The sequence below is a fragment of the Nisaea sp. genome (genome assembly GCF_965216895.1).
Lineage (GTDB): Bacteria > Pseudomonadota > Alphaproteobacteria > Thalassobaculales > Thalassobaculaceae > Nisaea.
This window is the reverse complement of record NZ_OZ244205.1, coordinates 1,567,524-1,584,735: the sequence shown is the minus strand read 5'-3', so window position 1 is coordinate 1,584,735 and position 17,212 is coordinate 1,567,524. Positions and strand designations below refer to the sequence as shown.

Genomic DNA, 17,212 nt, shown 5'->3' with positions numbered 1-17,212 from the left:
AGTGGAACGACGCGGCGACGAACGCCGCGCGCACCGACAGGGAGAACTGGGGACTTAGGAGGGTTCATGACTAAGGATCTCGCAGCTTTTGCGAAAGAGAGGGGGGTCAAGTATTTCATGATCTCCTTCACCGATCTGTTCGGCGCGCAGCGTGCCAAGCTGGTTCCGGCCGCGGCCATCGCCGACATGCAGAATGAGGGCGCGGGCTTTGCCGGTTTCGCCGCCTGGCTCGACATGACTCCGGCCCATCCGGATCTCTTTGCGGTCCCGGATCCTTCGTCAGTGATCCAGCTTCCCTGGAAGAGGGATGTCGCCTGGGTCGCGGCGGACTGTTTCATGGAGGAAAAGTCGGTCGAGCAGGCGCCGCGCAACACGCTGCTCCGCATGGTCGATGCCGCCGCAAAGAAGGGCTTGCGCGTGAAGACCGGCGTCGAGGCGGAATTTTTTCTGATCCTGCCCGACGGCTCCGAGATCTCCGATCCGCGCGATACCGCCGTGAAGCCCTGCTACGACCAGCAGGCGGTGATGCGGCGCTACGACGTCATCTCAGAGATCTGCGACCATATGCTGGAACTCGGCTGGGCCCCGTACCAGAACGATCACGAGGACGCCAACGGCCAGTTCGAGATGAACTGGGAATTCGACGACGCGCTGAAGACGGCGGACAAGCATTCCTTCTTCAAGTTCATGGTGAAATCGATCGCCGAGAAGCACGGGCTGCGCGCGACCTTCATGCCGAAACCCTTCAGCCACCTGACCGGCAACGGCTGCCACTGCCATGTTTCTGTCTGGGACAAGAAGGGCAAGGAGAACGTCTTTGCCGACAAGAAGGACGAACTCGGTCTCTCGAAGGACGGCATGCACTTCCTAGGCGGGATCATGAGCCACGCACAGGCGCTGACCGCGATCACCAATCCGACGGTGAATTCCTACAAGCGGATCAACGCCGCCGGCACGGTCTCGGGCGCGACCTGGGCACCGAATTCGGTCACATGGTCCGGCAACAACCGCACCCATATGGTGCGGGTGCCGGGGCCGGGGCGGTTCGAACTGCGCCTGCCGGACGGAGCGGCCAATCCCTACCTGCTGCAGGCTGCGGTGATCGCGGCCGGCCTCGACGGGCTGGCGGCGGAGGCCGATCCGGGTACGCGCTATGATCACGACATGTATGCCGAGCCGACGCTCGCCGCCGATGCGCCGAAACTGCCGCTGAACCTCTTGGACGCGCTCCGGGTCTTCGAGGCGGACAAGGAATTGACCGCGGCGCTCGGCAAGGAGTTCTCGTCGGCCTATGTGAAGCTGAAAACCGGCGAGTGGAACAGCTACACCGCGCACCTCACAGAATGGGAGCGCGAAACCACGCTCGACATTTGAGGGCCGGGGTGCCCAGATAGCCGCTCACCAAGCCGTTGAGGGATCCCCGATGACCGCACTGAACGAACTGACCGCCTCCGAGGCCGCCCTTGTTCTGGCCTCCGGGGAAGCCTCGGCCGAGGACCTGATGCGCGCCTGCCTCGACCGGGTCGCCAAGCGCGACGACACGGTGCGGGCCTGGGCCTTCCTCGACCCCGAACTCGCGCTCGCCAATGCGCGCGCGGCGGACGCGCACCGCAGGGCGGGGAACGCGCTCGGTCCGCTGCACGGTCTGCCGGTCGGCATCAAGGACATCATCGAGACCGCCGACATGCCGACGGAGAACGGCTCCGACCTGTTCCGTGGGCAGCGCACCGGCCGCGACGCGGATTGCGTCGCCCGGCTGCGCAATGCCGGCGCGGTGATCATGGGCAAGACGGTAACCACCGAACTCGCGAACACCAATCCGAGCAAGACCCGCAATCCGCACAATCAGGAACATTCGCCGGGAGGTTCGTCCGCCGGTTCCGGCGCGGCGGTCGCGGATTTCCAGGTCCCGCTCGCGCTCGGTACCCAGACCGGCGGTTCGGTGATCCGTCCGGGCTCCTTCAACGGCATCCATGCCATGAAACCGTCGCTCGGGCTGGTCCCGCGCGAAGGTGTGCTGATGCAGTCGCACACGCTCGATACGGTCGGGGTCTACGGCCGCTCGGTCGAGGATCTGGCGCTGATCGCCAACAGTCTGTCGGTTTTCGATTCGACGGACGCGTTCAGCTATGGTGGCCGCCGGCCGGACCTTGTCGCGTCGCCGGAGGACGATCTCCCGGCGCCGCGATTCGCCTTTCTGGAGACCCCGGCCTGGCCGGAAGCCGAGGCCGGCGCGCGGGAGGCGATCGAGCGGGTGGTCGCGGGTCTCGAAGGGCGCTGCGTCCACGAGAGCCTGCCGTCGCCTTTCGAGCGTATCCTCGACTATCATGCCACGGTCATGGCGGCCGAGATGGTGCCCTACTACGGTGCCATGATCGACGCCAGCCCCGACAAGGCGAGCGATCTGATCAAGGCGCGCCTCGCTGCCGCCCGCAAAGTCTCGGCCGGGGACTATGTCGAGGCGCTGCTGGCGCGCGGGCCGATCAATGACGACCTGGCGTCGCTGCTCGACCGCTACGATGCGGTGCTCTGCCTGCCGGCGACCGGTCCGGCGCCGCATGGCTTCGCGACGACAGGGTCGGCGATCTTCAACGGCCTCTGGACCTATCTCGGCGTGCCCTGCGTGACGCTCCCGAGACTGAGCGTCGACGGCCTGCCGCTCGGGGTTCAACTGGTGGGCAAGCCGGGCGAGGACGGCAAGCTTCTGCGCTGCGCCCGCTGGCTGGACCGGGAACTGGGCGGCTGACCCGAAACCTTCGTCAATCGCTTGCGTCTGCCGCTTTTCCCCCGGCACGGGCGCGGCGCTGGCGAACCGCCTCGCGCTGGGCGATGTAGAGCGTGCTGGCGACGATGAGCCCGGCGCCGAGGATCGTGCGCTCGTCCGGGATCTCGGCGAAGACCAGATACCCGGCGAAGGCGATGGTGATCAGGCGCAGGTACTGGAATACCGAAATCGCGCTCGCTTCGCCGACGGCGTAGGCCTTGATGTCGAAATAGACCCGCGCCGTGGCGCCGATGCTGAGCACGACGAGCACGATCCAGAGGTCAGTATCCGGCCATTCCCAGTGGGTCAGCGCCGGCGGCATGCTGGCGAGCGTGCTCATGACCATGAAATAGACCATCAGGGTTCCGGGCGGATCGTCCTTGGAGAGCTGCTTGCCCTGGATCAGCATGACGGCGAAGAGCGCGGCGCTGACCAACGCGGAAAGCATCGCGAACTCGATCGTCTCGATGCCCGGATTGACCACCACGACGATCCCGGCGAAGCCGACCAGGGTCGCGCCCCAGCGATGGATGCCGACCTTCTCGCCCAGCATCGGCCCGGCGAGCGCGGTCATGAAGAGCGGGGTCGAGAAGAACAGCACGGACGCGGTGGTGATCGGCAGCTCGCCAAGGGCGTAGAAGCCCGCATTCATCGAGATCGCGCCGATCGCGCCGCGCAGCAGATGCATCTTCCAGCGCCGGCTGAACAGCACTTTCCTGCCATAGGCGATGAGGAAAGGGGCGGTCATCGCGAGCGAGAGCACGCAGCGAACGAAGACGATCTGCGTCGAGGCGAGACCGTCGGAGGCCATCTTGACCCCGACTGTCATCACCGTTGCCGCGAGGCACGAGGCGAGGATCCAGAGCGCGCCCTGCAGGTTGTTCGAGAGCGCGCCGGGTTTCACTTAGACCAGTCCCTCGAGACCGGCATCGATGCTGATTGCCTGACCGGTGACATGGGCGCCGGCTCCGGAGCAGAGGAAGAGAATCATCGAGGCGATGTCGTCCGAGGTGACGAACTCCTTCAGCGAGGCTATGGAGGCCAGCTCGTTGCGCATCGCATTCTCGGAAATGCCCTTGGCCTCCGCCTTGGCCTTGATGACCCGATCGATGCGGGCGCCTTCGACGGCTCCAGGCTGGATCGCGTTGCAGCGAATCCGGTCCGGGCCGAGTTCAATGGCGATGGTCCGTGTGAAGCCGACGATGCCCCATTTCGCGGCGGAGTAGGGACTGCGCATCGGGAAGCCGAACTTGCCGGCGGCCGAAGAGAGATTGACGATCGCGCCGCCGCCCGCGTTGCGCAGATGCGGGACCGCCATCTGGGTCATCAGAAAAGCCGAGGTCAGGTTGATGTCGATGCAGGCCATCCAGTCATCGAGGCTGACCTCCTCGACCGGTGCGGTCGGCCCCGCGGTACCCGCATTGTTCACCAGGATGTCGAGTCCGCCGAGATAGTCGAGGGCGGCGTCGAACATCTGCTTCAGGGCGTCACGGTCCGACACGTCCGTCAGCGTACCGTCCAGGTTTGGCACCTTGTCGCGCGCGTCTTCGAGCTGGTCCTGGTCGATGTCGCAGATGAACACCTTGGCGCCGGCCTGACTGAACATTTCCGCCGTGCGCCGGCCGATACCCCCGGCGCCGGCCGTGATCAGTGCGCGCTTGCCCGTGAGATCGAGCTTCATGCTTACCCTCCCCAATGTCGGATTTGGCTTCTGTGCGGGAGGGACTATAGCGGGCTTGCTGCAGTGCGGCAGCAGCGCAATTGGCGCGGGATCTGTTCTCTAACTGCGGCAAACAACGCGTCGGACCGTCTAGCCCAGATCCCATCCCGTCGCAGCGGCAAGATCGGTCTTGCCGACCCCGATGACAGTGACCGTGCCGCCGTCGGAGAACGTCACGGTGGTGTTGCCGTCGCTCTCCGTCCCGCCCGCCACGGCGAGGCCGCTCTCCAGAGCGAGCGTGTCCGTTCCCGCCCGGAAGTCGGCGAGCTGGTCGTTGCCGCCATCGAATTCGAAGACGAAGATGTCCGCGCCCTCGCCGCCGGAAAGCGTGTCGTCGCCCTTGTTGCCGGCCAGGATGTCCGCGCCGCCGCCGCCGGAGATCAGGTCGTTGCCCTGTCCGCCATAGAGGCTGTCGCTGCCGAGATTGCCCGAGATGCTGTCGTCGCCTGCATTGCCGTAGACGATGTCGTCGTTCTGGCCGCCGAACAGCAGGTCCTCGCCGTTGCCGCCGGAGAGGGTGTCGTCGCCCTTGTTGCCGTAGACCCAGTCATTGTCGTTGTCGCCGCGCACGGTGTCGGCGTCCTGGCCGCCATAGACCGTGTCCATGCCGCCGCCCCCGAACACCAGATCGGTGCCCTGGTTGCCGTAGAGGATGTCCTCGCCCCAGCTCGAGCCCACCGTGTCCTCTCCGGCACCGCCGGACAGCGTATCGTCCTCGGCGCCGAGGGAGATGAACTGCCGGGCATCGTCGCCGGTGACGTAGTTCTGCCCCGCGCCGCCGCTGACCGTGGCGTTGCCGATGATCGAGGCGAATTCGATATTGTCGAGCTGCAGGGTGGAGCCGGACGGCATCGAGCGCAGGTCGATGACGAAGGCCTCCGACTGGGTCCCGCTGGAGGTCCCGGTGATGACGATGGGATCTCCCAGAGTGTTCTCGGTGGTCGAGGGAATGATGGTGCGCACGTCCAGGGTGGTCGTGCCGGCCAGTCTGTTGAGGAAACTCTGGGCGCCGCCGATGAGGCCGCTCTCTCCCGTGGAGTCCCGCTCGTCGATGGAATTGACCAGGGTGGTCAGGGCGTCTTGCGTGCTCTGCGCCGCTGCCGGACCGGAAGAGGTGATGGAGACCGACGGCGGCAGGGTCGCGGTGACGATATTGCCGTTGTTGCCGGTGTTCTGCACGATCGCCGCACTGCCTGCTTCCGAGCCGCCGTTGGTGATCGTCCGCGCGCCGCCGGTCATGGTGTCGTTGTCGTCGTCCACCACCGTGACCGGACCGGAGGCCCCGCCGGACGAGGATCCGCCGCCGGACGAGCCGCCGCCGCTCGACGGCGTGGCGACCGAGAAGGTCAGGGTCGTAGCCCCATTGTCTTCGACCGCACCGATCTGCAGGTTCTCGGCCGCGCCGGAAAAGTACAGCGTCTCGGAATCGAATTCGATGCTGCTGCCGAGCGGGGTTCCGTCGAGGGACTCAAGGTCGGCTCCGGTGATTTGAATACTGTCGCCTGCCTCGAGACCGGAAATCGTGTCGTTGTTGAAATCGCTCACGCTTCCCTTGAAAAGGTCGTTTCCGCTGCCTCCATGCAGAACGTCTTCGCCGCCGCGGCCGGAAAGCGTGTCGTCGCCGCCCCCTCCGCTCAGGGTTTCGCCCTGGCTGTTGCCGATCAGGAGGTCGTTGCCCGCGCCGCCCTCGGCAAGGCCGCTTCCGCCGCCGGTATGGATCTCGTCGTTGCCGTCCCCGCCATAGAGTGTATCCGCGATACCTTGCGAATTGCTTGTGCTGGGACCCAACCCCATCAGCGTGTCGTCGCCAGCACCCCCGTAGACAATGTCACTGCCGCTCTGACCGTACAGCTGATCGTTTCCGTCTCCGCCATAGAGGAGGTCGTCGCCACCTTGTGCCGAAACAACGTCGTTGCCGTTATTGCCGTAAAATGTGTCGTTCCCGTCGCTCACGTCGGTCAGCGTATCGTCACCGTCGCCGGCATAAATGAGATCGTCGCCAAGATTGCCGAGAAGAACGTCGTTTCCGTCCCCGCCGCTGATCGAGTCGTTGCCATCGCCGCCGGAGATCGTGTCGTCTCCTGCACCGACCATGACAAAATCTGCACCGTTTCCGCCGAAAATCAGGTTGTCGCCAGCGGTTGCGGAGATCGTGTCGGCTCCGTCTCCGCCGCTGATCGTGTCGCTGCCGGTTCCGGCAACGATCTGATCCGCGCCGTCGCCGCCGATGATCCTGTTGGCTCCGTTGCCAGCGTTAATATTGTCGGCCGCGCTCGTACCTGTGATGGAATCCGCCGCCTCGGAGCCGGAGATCCGCTCCACGCTGTCGAGAGTGACCGTGGATAGGTCGAAGGCGCCGCCACCGTTCAACTGCAGCACATCGGTCCCGTCACCACCGCTGATGGTCTCGGCCAAGCCGGTGATTTCGGATGACGTTGCGGCGAAGGTGTCGCTACCGGCATCGCCGACGAGACTGTCGGCACCGGCACCGCCGGAGATCATGTCATTGCCGCTGCCACCAAGAATTATGTCGACTGCATCGTTTCCAAAGAGCGTGTCGTTCCCGTCCTCGCCGGAGAGGGTGTCGGCACCCGCTCCACCGGAAAGCACGTCGTTACCGGAACCGCCGAAGAGGGAATCGTCTCCGTCACCGCCGTCCAGCTGGTCGTTGTCCGCTTGACCGAAGAGATGGTCCGCGCTGAGGCCGCCAAACAGCGTGTCGTCCCCCGCTCCGCCATAGACCGTGTCGGCATTGTCGGTACCGGAATGCGTGTCGGCGCCGTCAGTGAGCGTGAAGGGATCGTTGTTGTCGGGTTGCGACACCGTTCCGGTCGGTTGTGCCACGCTGCCGGTAGGCCCCATCAATCAGCTCCCAAAGGTTCGTTCGTTTGGCCCAACTTTCAATCCTCTGGTCTCACTTGCGCTTCATGAACCGCCTGGATTCGGGGGCTCACGGGTCAGCGCCGATTTTGTCCTCTGTTTGTCTGAGCGACTGGAGTTTTTGTCGGCGTCAGTACCGTTCGTTCGATCCGGCCGAGAGGAATTTGAGATGCAGCGCGTGAGGGTAATGAAGGCCATTGATGTGAGGGTGCTCGGGTATTCAGTCCTAGAAGACAGTAACCATAAGTGTCACTGGATTCGCTGACAACAAGACAACTGTGACAAGTTATGACGATGCAACGCTATGATTGGTATGACATTTTTTAGATTATGTTCGGCTGGAGTCGGTATTCTGGATGTCCTGTTCGGCGGTTGCGGAGAGGCCGGGCTGCAGTAGTGAATTGCTCCCCAGTTTCACATTGTCGCCGGCGGTGGATGGGGCAAAGGTGGAGGGGGACATGCCCGCATTTCGTGTTTCAGGATCGGTGACTCCGGTGACGAAGGGTCGGGTCCGGACTGGCCGGACGAACCTGATGTATGTCTTGAGAGTCATGGGACGGTGACGATTTTGCCCGAAAAACGCGATGTATTTTGCGAGCCAGCGTCGTCTTCGGTGATCCTCGGTTTGTTTCATGCATCGACGTGCCGCATCAGGCCGATGGAGAGCGGGCGTGTCCGGGCTCTGGCCGCGGAAGCGCTCCTCCAGGGAGCGAGCCTCGGACTGTTCGGCGCGACCGACGTCGATTTCGAGTCCCGGACCATACGATACATGCGGTTGTCCCCGGACGGATGGACAGAATGGCAAGGACCGATGCCGGACGTGATCCTGCAGGAGGAACCGCTGCGGGAGGCGGCCGACGATCCCGTCGCCGCGCGCCTCGGCGCCTTTGTTCCCTTTGCGAACCGGCCTCTGTCGGACAGGTTGCCTGCGTTGGAGAGTCTTCAAACGAGCGCACTCGCCTCCCACGTCATACCTTTTCGCCAGGTGGTCGAATCCGATGCGGGGGAGGTGATCGCTGCCTTTCTTGACGAACATCAGCGTATTGTCCTGAAACCAGACAGCCTCCATTCGCGTCACCGGACCGCTTTCATTGCCTGCGACGGTGACGACATCGTCGTGCGTCAGGGCGACCGGCGCTGGCGTTCACCCCGGGAGACGGGAATCGCGGAGCTCGTCGGTTTGGTCGGAGACGGACGGTGGATTGTCCAGGCAATGATCGTCTCCCGCGTGCGCGACGGAAGAATCTTCGATGTTCGGATTCACGCCCACAAGGACGGCAGTGGCCGATGGGTTCTGGTCCGCAGCTTCGTCGGCTTGTCCGAGGCCGGAAGGCTGGTGTCGAACCTGAGCCGGGGCGGATACCAGGGGGATCTGAGCAAGGTCCTCGCCGGTCTCGGCGACAGCGGCACGGCGTTGGTGGCGAGGATTCGGCGTCTCGGTCTTCAGATCGGTGAAGCGCTCGACGCTCAACAGGATGGCGGTCTCGGTGAGATCGAAATCGATATTCTGGTCGATCCGCGGCACTGGCCGTGGATCGCAGAGGTGAATACCAGTCCGGCGGCGGATTTCCACGCGTTTGATCGTGCCCGTTTTAACGTCGCCTATGCCCTGTACCTGGCGCGCCGCCACGGGGAAGGCCGCCACAGGGAGGATGGGCCGGAGTCAAGGGCACAGCCTGTGTATTCGGTATGACGTCACCTCCTGTCCTTGGTGTTTTCCACGGCAAGGCATGTCGTCTGCTGGCGATGAAGAGCAGGCGCGCCCGGGCGCTCGCCGGGGAGGCGGCGCTGCAAGGTGCGGTCTTGGGGCTGTTCGTGAACACCGACATCGATTTTGAAGCCGGGACGGTCCGCTACATGCGGATGACCCCGAACGGATGGACGAATTGGCGCGGACCGATGCCGGACGTCGTCCTGCAGGGGGAGCCGATGCGAAGCGACGAGCAATGCCCGGTTGCCGCCCGCCTCCGGGGCCTGGTTCCCTTCGTGAGTTGGACCCTGCCGGACAAATCGGCTGTTTCGGAAGTCTTGCAGTCAACGGCGCTGGCACCCCACGTCGTTCCTTTTCGGCATGTCGTCGGATCCGATGCCGAGGCGGTGATTGCCGCCTTTCTCGAAGAACACCAGCGCGCCGTGCTCAAGCCCGGGTACGAACATCTGGCAAACAGGATCTTCTTCGTGGCTCGCGACGGTGATGAGATCGTCGTGCGCCGCCGCGACCGGCGCTGGCGCTTGCCGCGGGACAAGGGACTGCGGGAACTCGCCAGTCTCATCGGGGACAAGCCCTGGACCATTCAGAAAATGATCATCTCCCGCGTTCGCGACGGCCGGGCGTTCGACATATTTGTCCATGCCCACAAGGGCGGCGGCGGTCGATGGGAACTGGTGCGCAGTTACGGCAGGTTGTCCGAGGCGGGAGTCCTGGCCACCGTAACGCATTGGGGCGGGTATCTTGGGGAGCTCGACATGGCCCTTGCCGGGCTTGGCGACGATGGAACCGCGTTGGCGGCAAAGGTCAGGCGCCTCGGGATCCAGATCGGCGAGACGCTCGACAGCCAATACGGAGGAAGGCTTGACGAGATCGGGGTCGATATCCTGGTCGATTCGCAGCATCGGCCCTGGATCGCCGAGGTGAATTCGGGACCCGTGACGCGTTTCCACGAGTTCGAGCGTGCGCGACCGCACGTGGCCCACGCCTTGGACATTGCGCGCCGCTTCAGGGATGCGGCGGCAACGGGATCCCCCTCAGAATGATGTGCCGAAACGAGGTACTGACCCGTACTCCAGAAGAGCGACGCTATCCGGTGTGGTCTTTCGAGATAGGCTGCGAGAAATAGTATCCCTTGCCGTGGGCGGATCCGATCGGTGCGTCGTCTCCTGTCTGGGCCTTGATCTTCCTGCGCAGGCGCCGGATGGATTGGTCTATGTAGCGGTGATCCTGGAGGGCGTCCGACTTTCCCATGCGCAGGCCGATATCAAGGCGCGAGATGGGCGTTCCCGGAGTTTCGGCAAGGCATTGGAGAATTTGGATTTCCGCCCGAGTGAGTTGAATCGGATTCCCGGCCGGACTGACCAGTTGCCAGGAGACGAGGTCCAGTTCCCAGGCGGGCGGCGTTTCGGCTGGATCCGCCTGCGGCCGATGCCGGCGGGTGGCGCGGATCGCCGCTGCCAGCTCGCGGAGATCGACCGGCTTGACGAGGTAGACGTCGGCGCCGGTCTCGTAGCCCGACACGCGGTCCCGGACCGTGCCCCGCGCTGTCGCCATGACAATCCCAAGAGAGGGATCGCGCTCCCTGACCGCGGCGGCGATCGACCGGCCGTCCTCACCCGGCAGCCCGACATCCAGCACGACGACATCCGGCCGGCGTTCCTCGAACTGCGTCCAGAAGCTCCGGGCGTCCGCGGCGCCGCGGACCTCCATGCCGCGTGCGGCGAGGAAGGTCACGACCTCTTCGAGAAGCTCGCGCTCGTCCTCCACGACAAGCACGGATACGGTCGGCTCCCTTTCGAGCACGCTCATGTGCCGGCTCCTGCTGTCGCGGGAGCGGCCGGCAGGCGGAGGAAGAACAGGGCGCCACCGCCGGGTGCCTCGGTGCATTCTATGGTCCCGCCATGGGCCGCCAGGATCGAGCGGACGAGGAACAGACCCAGACCGGCACCGTCGCTGTTGCGGGTCGATTGCCCGGCGCGGTAATGGCGCTCGAAGATCCGTTCCCTTTCCGCTTCTGGGATGCCGGGGCCGCGATCTGCGACGCCAATCTCGATCTCCCGTGCTGTCGCGACGACCGAAACCCGGATCGGCGCACCGGCCGGAGAGTACTTGACCGCATTGTCGAGCACATTGCTCAGCGCGATCTCGATCATCCTGGCGTCGGCGTTGGTCATCACCGGGCCGTCCGGCAATTCCATCTCGAACCGGATGCCGTCTCCGGCCGCCCGCAGCATGTCGGCAGCGTCCTCGATCAGTTCGCAGATCTCCAGCCTTTCGCGCTGCAGATGCATTTCCCCGCCCCGGATACGCTCGTCGATCAGGCAGGTATCGATCATGCCGCGCAACCGCCGGACGGCGGCGCGGATCTTCTCCAGCCGTCCCTGGTCGGCAGCGTGGCCGGGAGAGAAGTTTTGAGCGGCGGAATCGATGATGGCGAGCGGATTGCGGAACTCGTGACTGACCATGGAGACGAATTGCTGCTGCAGGCGGCGGGCCTCTCGTTCGCGCCCCATGGCGGCGGTTAGTTCGGCCGTCCGGTCGGCGACCCGTTGCTCCAGCACCGCCTCCTGCTGCCGCGCCGCGTCCAGGGCGGCCCGCTGGATCTCCTCCTTCTCGCTCTGGATCCGGCCGAGCCGCTGGAGCAGCATGAAGGCGAAGACAATCATCTCGAACACGGAGCCGATCTGCGGGCCGGCAAGGGTAAAGGCATTGCTCGGCACGATCCCAAGATCGCGTATCCAGGCAATGACCACCGCGCCAATCAGGCCGACCCAGGTCAGCATCAGCGGACGGGCAGCCGGCTCGCCGCGGAACAGGCCGAAAGCCGTCACCACGAGCAGGAGGCCGGCGACCGGCAGGACGATCACGCTTGTCAGATTGTTCGCCCAGTACATGCTTTCCTGCGGAACCACGGCGCAGAGCGCCATGAGCCCGATTCCGGCGGCGGCGATACTCCAGATGATGATCCTGATGATCCGCGGTATGCGCGCGGTGGAAAGGAACATCGCCGCGAAGGCCGCCGTTCCTGCGATGGTCATGGCGACAAATATGTGCGGGTCCACGTGCCACGAATGCGCGAGCTCCGGCCAGAGATGGCCCGGACCTGTCCCGTTGATGAGCAACCAGACGCCGCTATGGGCGATCAGGTTGAACATGTAGACGAGATAGATGGTCTGGCGGGTATAGGCGAAGAGACCGAGAGCGGCGAAGGTGAACACGGTGGCAATGCCGAGATAGAAGGACTGCAGCGCGAAAAAGTCCTGCTCCTCGTCCAGGAGCCGATCGATCTTCCTGAGATTGAGGTCAAGCGTCATGGTGCTGCTGGTACGGCCACGTACAAGAAACTGGCTGCGTCCGGGCGGGAGATCGAGCGCCGCGATATGGAACCGGGTTTGGATGTCGGTCGTCTCCGGGACCCGGTCGCCGAGTTCAGTCAGCGGAACAGGCTCTCCGGAAGCGGTGACGTCGAAGACCTGCAGACGGTCGAAGTTCGGCAGCTCGAGGGTCAGATACCAATCTCCGGCCGCGTCCGGTTCGACTTCCAGGACGATCCGCGACCAGAGCACGTCGGGAATGTAGCCGTGGCTGTAGACCGCCGTTTCCTCTATCGCCTCGGGACCATCGAGTTTTCTCAAGGCCTCGGTGGGCGAGAGCGTTCCTGTGGGATCAAGCAATACCGTGCGCGGTACGAGGCGCACGGTACTGTCCGCGCCCGAAACCTGCACGACCGTGCCGGCGGAAACCGCATCCTTGGGGTACGCGGGCGCCATGAGGCAGAAAACGAGAATCGAGAGCCGGCAAAGAATTCGCATCACGTCCCATGAGGGCAAAGCAGGAAGGAGGCGAAGTCTCCTCAGAAACGGCGATTCAGGCAAGAGTTGAAACTGCCCGGCCGCAGGTCTGGGAGGTGACCGTCGGCGCTTAGCCCCGCTTCTTTTCCAGGACCCGCTTGATTCGGGCTTCGAGTTCCCGGTCTTCGTCCTCGCTGTGTTTCCTCATCGCGTTTTCGAGGGCCTTGTCTTGCCCCTCGTGACCATAGACGAGCCCCGCGATGACGAAGGCGAGGGAGAGGCCGAGCGCGGACATCGTGGCCCCGAAGCCCCAGAGCGGACCATATTCGCGGCCGATGAAGACGATGCCCCACCAGAAGGCGGCGAACGAGGCGACGGAGGCGAGCAGCAGGAAGCCGATCCTGAGGCAGAGCCCGCCGATGCGGTTGGCCGACATCAGTTCGCGGAAGGCGGCACTGGTCTCGGCGTCGCGTATGGCGCGGGTGATATCCTTGCGGGCAAGCTTGGTCCAGTCGCCGACATACATGCCGGTCTTGCCCTCGCCGCGGCCGGGATTGAGAATTACCTCCTTGAGGTCCTCGACGATCGCGTTCGCCCGCTCCTCGGCGGGGCGGCGTTTCAGGCTGGGGAACGGCGAGTCCGCTGCGCGCTCTTTCTGCTCGTCGGCCGAGGCGTCGCGTCGCAGATCGAATACCGCCGGCGTGCGGTCATCGGTCATCAGGCGTCGCGCTCCCGTGAAACTGTTCATCTGCCGGATCTCAGGCGCATCCCTGCGCCACCATCTCATGCAAGTAGCGGTTCAGGGTGACGGTTGCAACAGGCTCGACGGGATCGAACAGCAGGGTGAGAGCTGCGGTTTCCTCGTCGTAGCGCCGGACCGAGGTCTTGGCGGCGAAGAGGGCGCCCGGGCCGGCGGTCGGCACGAGGACGCGCAATTCGGCCCGGTCGTTCGGTTTCAGGTTGCCGTAATAGCCGACGATTTTGATGCCGAGCGTGTTCCAGTCGTCGATCGTGTAGGGCGTCGATCCAACGACCGCCGTCATCGGCGCGGTGGCGCGCGGCGCGCGGCGGCGCTCGCTTTCTTGTGGCTGGACGGGGGCGAGTGTCTGGTCGGTGGATTGCGGCATTGGCGGCCTCGTTCTGTCTCCGGGTTTTCTTGGCGGTTGCACCCCGTTCTGGCGCACCTCCGCGGGTGTGCCTCTTCGTAAGCAACCCCCGTGCCATTTTGGAGCGATCGAGTGAACTCCGTCCTTTGCCGTTATCAACGCTCCGATTTTCGGGGTTTTGACGAAATCGGAAGGGTCGATTTCGCCGCTTGGGCAAGATCTGCCGGACCCATTCTGCCGCGCGCCGCCACTCTAGCTGTGACGGGCCACTACCTGGTCGCGGGTCGGCCAGGCGGGACGGGTGGCGACATCCTTCGAGGCGCAGGAGCTGCAGCGCATCCGCGTGCCGATCTCGGGTACCGGGAAGTCGGGGCCGAGCTGGGACATCAGCATCGCCGTCGCCGCCTCGGCATTGTGGCCGCAGCGGTTGCACCAGCAGAAGACGCCGATCCCGGCGCGGGCAAGGTCTGCGAGGGTGGCCGGACGGCTGCGCTGTTCGTCCCGCTGCAATGCCCTGTCCTTGAAGCGTCCCATCCGCACCGTTCCCGTTTCGCCAATTGAATGAGAACATAACAGGAACATTTGGGGTGAACAAGCGTCCCCGGCCATAACGGATTACGTCATCGGCGGCGGTAAAGGATGAATTTAAAAGGAACGCCAGGCAGGGTCGGAGGTACCGACGGGGCCGGCCGGAAAATCCCAGAAAACCGGGGTCGTCGAGAGTTCGACCGGGCTGGCGAGCCGGCGGGCCGGTCCCCAATGCGTGTTCTCAACCCTGGGTGCGAGATCGGCCTCGGTCTCGGGCGCGAAAGCGGGCGCGTCGGAGGCCTCGAAACGGCCCTCCAGCAGCGCCGCCGTGCGGGCGAGGGAGGTCCGGAAGCCGGCGCCGGCGCCGCTGCGCACCCGCTCGGCGAGACCGCTGAGGGCCGCTGCGGCGAGAATGAAGCCAGTTGCGTAGTCCAGCGCCTGTACCGGCAGAGGTGTCGGGTGGTTCTTCTTGTAATGTCGCATCCCGGTCTCGGCGATCCCGCTGCTCATCTGCACGATGCTGTCGAAGCCGCGCCGCTTCGCCCAGGGACCGGTCCAGCCATAGGCGCAAAGGGCGACATCGACCAGGGCCGGATTGAGCGCGCGGCGCCGGGCGGAATCGAGGCCGAAGCCGGCGAGCGCATCCGACCGGTAGCCATGCACCATTACATCGGCATCCGCGATCAGCTCCTTCAGGCGGTCTAGCCCTTCGTTCGTTCGCAGGTCGAGCACGGCAGAACGTTTGCCAAGCAGCATTTCTTCTTCCAGCGCCTCGTTCCAGAGCTCCTCGGGCGGATCGATGCGCAGGACGTCGGCGCCATAGCCGGCAAGAAACCGCGTCGCGGCCGGTCCGGCGAGCACGCGGGTCAGGTCGAGCACCCTGATACCGGCCAGCGGCCGGGACGGAACGATCTCCCAGGACGCCGCTCCCGGGCCGGCAAAACTCTCGTGCCGCAGCAGCGGTTCCGCAGCGACGGCCTTGCCCTGGGGATGGACGGCCCAGGCTTCGGCGGAACGCATTTCCCCGGCGCAGCCGCCGGCCGCCACGATGGCGTTCTCGAGAGGCGTGGCGTCCCATTCGGCGACCGCGGCGGCGACCTTGTTTCGGTCGGCGATGCCATCGTCGGGCACCCCGAGCACCGACAGTGCGGCCTTGCGGTGGTGCGGCGCGTTGGTGTGGAGGCGGATCCAGCCATCTCGGGTCTCGTAGTCGCCGGCGACCGGATCCCAGACCGGAGGCAGTTCCCAGCCGTCGGGGCGCAGCGAACTCCTGAACCAGAAGGACGCAAGCCTGCGATCCACCGCGACCTCTGCCGCCATGCCGTGGCGCGCGGCGATCAGTTCCGCGAGCGCTTCTCCGGCGGCTGCGACGGAGGCGGCGGCGAGATCCGAGACGGCATAGGCCGAGGCCAGGGCTCCGGGTTCGGCGAAGAGCGGTGCCGGACGCTCGGGCAGGCGGGCGGCTTTCCGGATTTCGGAAAGAAAGTAAGAAAGCGATGACATGGCTCTAGCCGGTGACGAGGCGGGGAAGTTTTTCGAAACGCGAGATAACGTCGACCAAAGAGGCGGAGGAGGCGAGTTTCTTGTAGCCGGACGTCAGTTCGAAGGTCGGCTGGCGCTGTCCCTTGCGCTGCTTCTTGGTGACCGAGAAGAGTGGCATCTCGTGGCTGTGCCGGAAGATCGAAAAGGCGACGCCGTCATCGTTATGGTCGATCGCGTAATCGCGCCATTCGCCGGAGATGACCCGGCTGGAGTAAAGGGAGAGGAGCTGACCCAATTCCGTCTTGGTGAAGAAGAGACCGCGCTGCGGCGACCGGCTTTTCTTGAGCCGAATCAGGTCCGCCATGGGCCGCTCACCTACGGATTTGTTGCCAGTTCATGACACGTAGTTTTCCCGAAAAATCCATCGGCGTAAAGTCCGCGTTCCTCAAACCGGTCCGGGCTGCGAGAGCGGTTTGATTTCAGGGAGCGCGCCATGTAGGTTGCGCTCGACCGCTGAGGCGGGTGAAATGTTGCCGGACCGGACTGCCGGGCCGGCGCTTCGCAACGGAGACAGGCGTGGCAGATATTTTTCGCGAGATCGACGAGGAACTCCAGCAGGAGAAGGCCGCCCGGCTGTGGAAGCGGTACGGGCCCTATGTCATCGCGCTCGCCGTGCTGATCGTCCTCGGGGTCGGGGGCTACCGGTTCTGGCTCTCCTATGATGCAACGCAGAAAGCGGCCGAGTCAGCCCGATATGAGGCGGCGGCGCAAACCCTCGCCGATGATCCGGCGGCGGCCGCCGAAGCATTCGGAGCGCTTGCTCAGGACGGCAACAAGGGATATGCGGCGCTTGCCGCTCTCCGTCAGGCCGCTGCGCTGGTCGAAGCCGGCGATGTCGAGGCGGCCGTCATCACCTACAAGAAGTTGGCCGACGACCAGGGCACACCTGTCCTTTTCCGAGATCTTGCCCGTCTTCTCGCGGTGACGCACCGGATCGACAGTGGCGATCCGGCCGAGCTTTCGCGTGAAATCGCAGCCCTTGCGAACACGACCGGACCTTGGCGCCCGCTCGCCCGCGAGGCCGAGGCGCTGATCGCGCTGAAGGCCGGCGACAAGGCAAAGGCGCGGGAGATCCTCGAGGCCCTGACGGCGGACGCCGAGACGCCCGGCCAGCTGCGGGCCCGGGCGACCGAGCTGCTCAGTGCCATCGGCCGCGAGTGACCGGGAGCG

General features: G+C 64.8%; 15 protein-coding genes. 5 read left to right on the top strand and 10 right to left on the bottom strand.

What is annotated here, in order from left to right; all coding sequences use genetic code 11:
• Positions 1-66: 66 nt before the first annotated feature.
• Positions 67-1,374: a type III glutamate--ammonia ligase gene (gene glnT, locus ACOOE1_RS07620; RefSeq protein WP_420405740.1), complete on the top strand. Its 1,308-nt coding sequence runs from the start codon at positions 67-69 to the stop codon at positions 1,372-1,374.
• A gap of 49 nt (positions 1,375-1,423) precedes the next feature.
• Positions 1,424-2,746, top strand: a complete 1,323-nt coding sequence (locus ACOOE1_RS07615; RefSeq protein ID WP_420405739.1) for an amidase — start codon at positions 1,424-1,426, stop codon at positions 2,744-2,746.
• Positions 2,747-2,759: 13 nt separating this feature from the next.
• Here the strand turns inward: ACOOE1_RS07615 and ACOOE1_RS07610 are convergent, their stop codons facing one another.
• The 3 genes from ACOOE1_RS07610 to ACOOE1_RS07600 all read right to left on the bottom strand — a co-directional run bounded on the left by ACOOE1_RS07610 (position 2,760) and on the right by ACOOE1_RS07600 (position 7,346).
• Entirely contained in the window at positions 2,760-3,668 is a 909-nt protein-coding gene (locus ACOOE1_RS07610; RefSeq protein WP_420405738.1) for a DMT family transporter, read from the bottom strand.
• Entirely contained in the window at positions 3,669-4,445 is a 777-nt protein-coding gene (locus ACOOE1_RS07605) for an SDR family oxidoreductase (protein ID WP_420405737.1), read from the bottom strand.
• A gap of 129 nt (positions 4,446-4,574) precedes the next feature.
• Complete coding sequence (locus tag ACOOE1_RS07600) at positions 4,575-7,346, bottom strand: calcium-binding protein (protein ID WP_420405736.1); 2,772 nt, start codon at positions 7,344-7,346, stop codon at positions 4,575-4,577.
• Between the two features lie 577 nt (positions 7,347-7,923).
• Here ACOOE1_RS07600 and ACOOE1_RS07595 point away from each other — a divergent pair.
• Entirely contained in the window at positions 7,924-9,057 is a 1,134-nt protein-coding gene (locus ACOOE1_RS07595; protein WP_420405735.1) for a YheC/YheD family protein, read from the top strand.
• Positions 9,054-10,118, top strand: a complete 1,065-nt coding sequence (locus ACOOE1_RS07590; RefSeq protein ID WP_420405734.1) for a YheC/YheD family protein — start codon at positions 9,054-9,056, stop codon at positions 10,116-10,118. Before ACOOE1_RS07595 ends, ACOOE1_RS07590 begins: the two co-directional genes overlap by 4 nt.
• Positions 10,119-10,161: 43 nt before the next feature.
• On the opposite strand, the gene ACOOE1_RS07585 is transcribed toward ACOOE1_RS07590, so the two are convergent.
• The 7 genes from ACOOE1_RS07585 to ACOOE1_RS07555 all read right to left on the bottom strand — a co-directional run bounded on the left by ACOOE1_RS07585 (position 10,162) and on the right by ACOOE1_RS07555 (position 16,346).
• A complete protein-coding gene (locus ACOOE1_RS07585; protein WP_420405733.1) occupies positions 10,162-10,884 on the bottom strand; it encodes a response regulator transcription factor in 723 nt (240 codons plus the stop codon).
• Positions 10,881-12,887 (bottom strand): sensor histidine kinase, encoded by a 2,007-nt coding sequence (locus tag ACOOE1_RS07580; RefSeq protein ID WP_420405732.1) that lies wholly within the window; start codon positions 12,885-12,887, stop codon positions 10,881-10,883. Before ACOOE1_RS07580 ends, ACOOE1_RS07585 begins: the two co-directional genes overlap by 4 nt.
• A 109-nt stretch (positions 12,888-12,996) precedes the next feature.
• Positions 12,997-13,584 (bottom strand): hypothetical protein, encoded by a 588-nt coding sequence (locus ACOOE1_RS07575; protein ID WP_420405731.1) that lies wholly within the window; start codon positions 13,582-13,584, stop codon positions 12,997-12,999.
• 40 nt (positions 13,585-13,624) lie between these two features.
• Positions 13,625-13,993 (bottom strand): hypothetical protein, encoded by a 369-nt coding sequence (locus ACOOE1_RS07570; RefSeq protein ID WP_420405730.1) that lies wholly within the window; start codon positions 13,991-13,993, stop codon positions 13,625-13,627.
• 231 nt (positions 13,994-14,224) lie between these two features.
• Positions 14,225-14,506, bottom strand: a complete 282-nt coding sequence (locus ACOOE1_RS07565) for a hypothetical protein (protein ID WP_420405729.1) — start codon at positions 14,504-14,506, stop codon at positions 14,225-14,227.
• Positions 14,507-14,617: 111 nt separating this feature from the next.
• Positions 14,618-16,003: a CoA transferase gene (locus ACOOE1_RS07560; RefSeq protein WP_420405728.1), complete on the bottom strand. Its 1,386-nt coding sequence runs from the start codon at positions 16,001-16,003 to the stop codon at positions 14,618-14,620.
• A 4-nt stretch (positions 16,004-16,007) separates the two neighbouring features.
• A complete protein-coding gene (locus ACOOE1_RS07555) occupies positions 16,008-16,346 on the bottom strand; it encodes a DUF2794 domain-containing protein (protein WP_420405727.1) in 339 nt (112 codons plus the stop codon).
• Positions 16,347-16,558: 212 nt separating this feature from the next.
• Here ACOOE1_RS07555 and ACOOE1_RS07550 point away from each other — a divergent pair, with 212 nt between their 5' ends.
• The gene (locus ACOOE1_RS07550; protein WP_420405726.1) at positions 16,559-17,203 is read left to right on the top strand and encodes a tetratricopeptide repeat protein; all 645 of its coding nucleotides are present in this window, start codon (positions 16,559-16,561) and stop codon (positions 17,201-17,203) included.
• Positions 17,204-17,212 lie beyond the last annotated feature (9 nt).

Excerpts from the sequence above, each read along its gene's own strand:
- glnT (WP_420405740.1), top strand. The coding sequence starts at position 67 with ATGACTAAGGATCTCGCAGCTTTTGCGAAAGAGAGGGGGGTCAAGTAT.
- ACOOE1_RS07615 (WP_420405739.1), top strand. The coding sequence starts at position 1,424 with ATGACCGCACTGAACGAACTGACCGCCTCCGAGGCCGCCCTTGTTCTG.
- ACOOE1_RS07605 (WP_420405737.1), bottom strand. The coding sequence starts at position 4,445 with ATGAAGCTCGATCTCACGGGCAAGCGCGCACTGATCACGGCCGGCGCC.
- ACOOE1_RS07600 (WP_420405736.1), bottom strand. The coding sequence starts at position 7,346 with ATGGGGCCTACCGGCAGCGTGGCACAACCGACCGGAACGGTGTCGCAA.
- ACOOE1_RS07590 (WP_420405734.1), top strand. The coding sequence starts at position 9,054 with ATGACGTCACCTCCTGTCCTTGGTGTTTTCCACGGCAAGGCATGTCGT.
- ACOOE1_RS07585 (WP_420405733.1), bottom strand. The coding sequence starts at position 10,884 with ATGAGCGTGCTCGAAAGGGAGCCGACCGTATCCGTGCTTGTCGTGGAG.
- ACOOE1_RS07580 (WP_420405732.1), bottom strand. The coding sequence starts at position 12,887 with ATGCGAATTCTTTGCCGGCTCTCGATTCTCGTTTTCTGCCTCATGGCG.
- ACOOE1_RS07575 (WP_420405731.1), bottom strand. The coding sequence starts at position 13,584 with ATGACCGATGACCGCACGCCGGCGGTATTCGATCTGCGACGCGACGCC.
- ACOOE1_RS07570 (WP_420405730.1), bottom strand. The coding sequence starts at position 13,993 with ATGCCGCAATCCACCGACCAGACACTCGCCCCCGTCCAGCCACAAGAA.
- ACOOE1_RS07565 (WP_420405729.1), bottom strand. The coding sequence starts at position 14,506 with ATGGGACGCTTCAAGGACAGGGCATTGCAGCGGGACGAACAGCGCAGC.
- ACOOE1_RS07560 (WP_420405728.1), bottom strand. The coding sequence starts at position 16,003 with ATGTCATCGCTTTCTTACTTTCTTTCCGAAATCCGGAAAGCCGCCCGC.
- ACOOE1_RS07555 (WP_420405727.1), bottom strand. The coding sequence starts at position 16,346 with ATGGCGGACCTGATTCGGCTCAAGAAAAGCCGGTCGCCGCAGCGCGGT.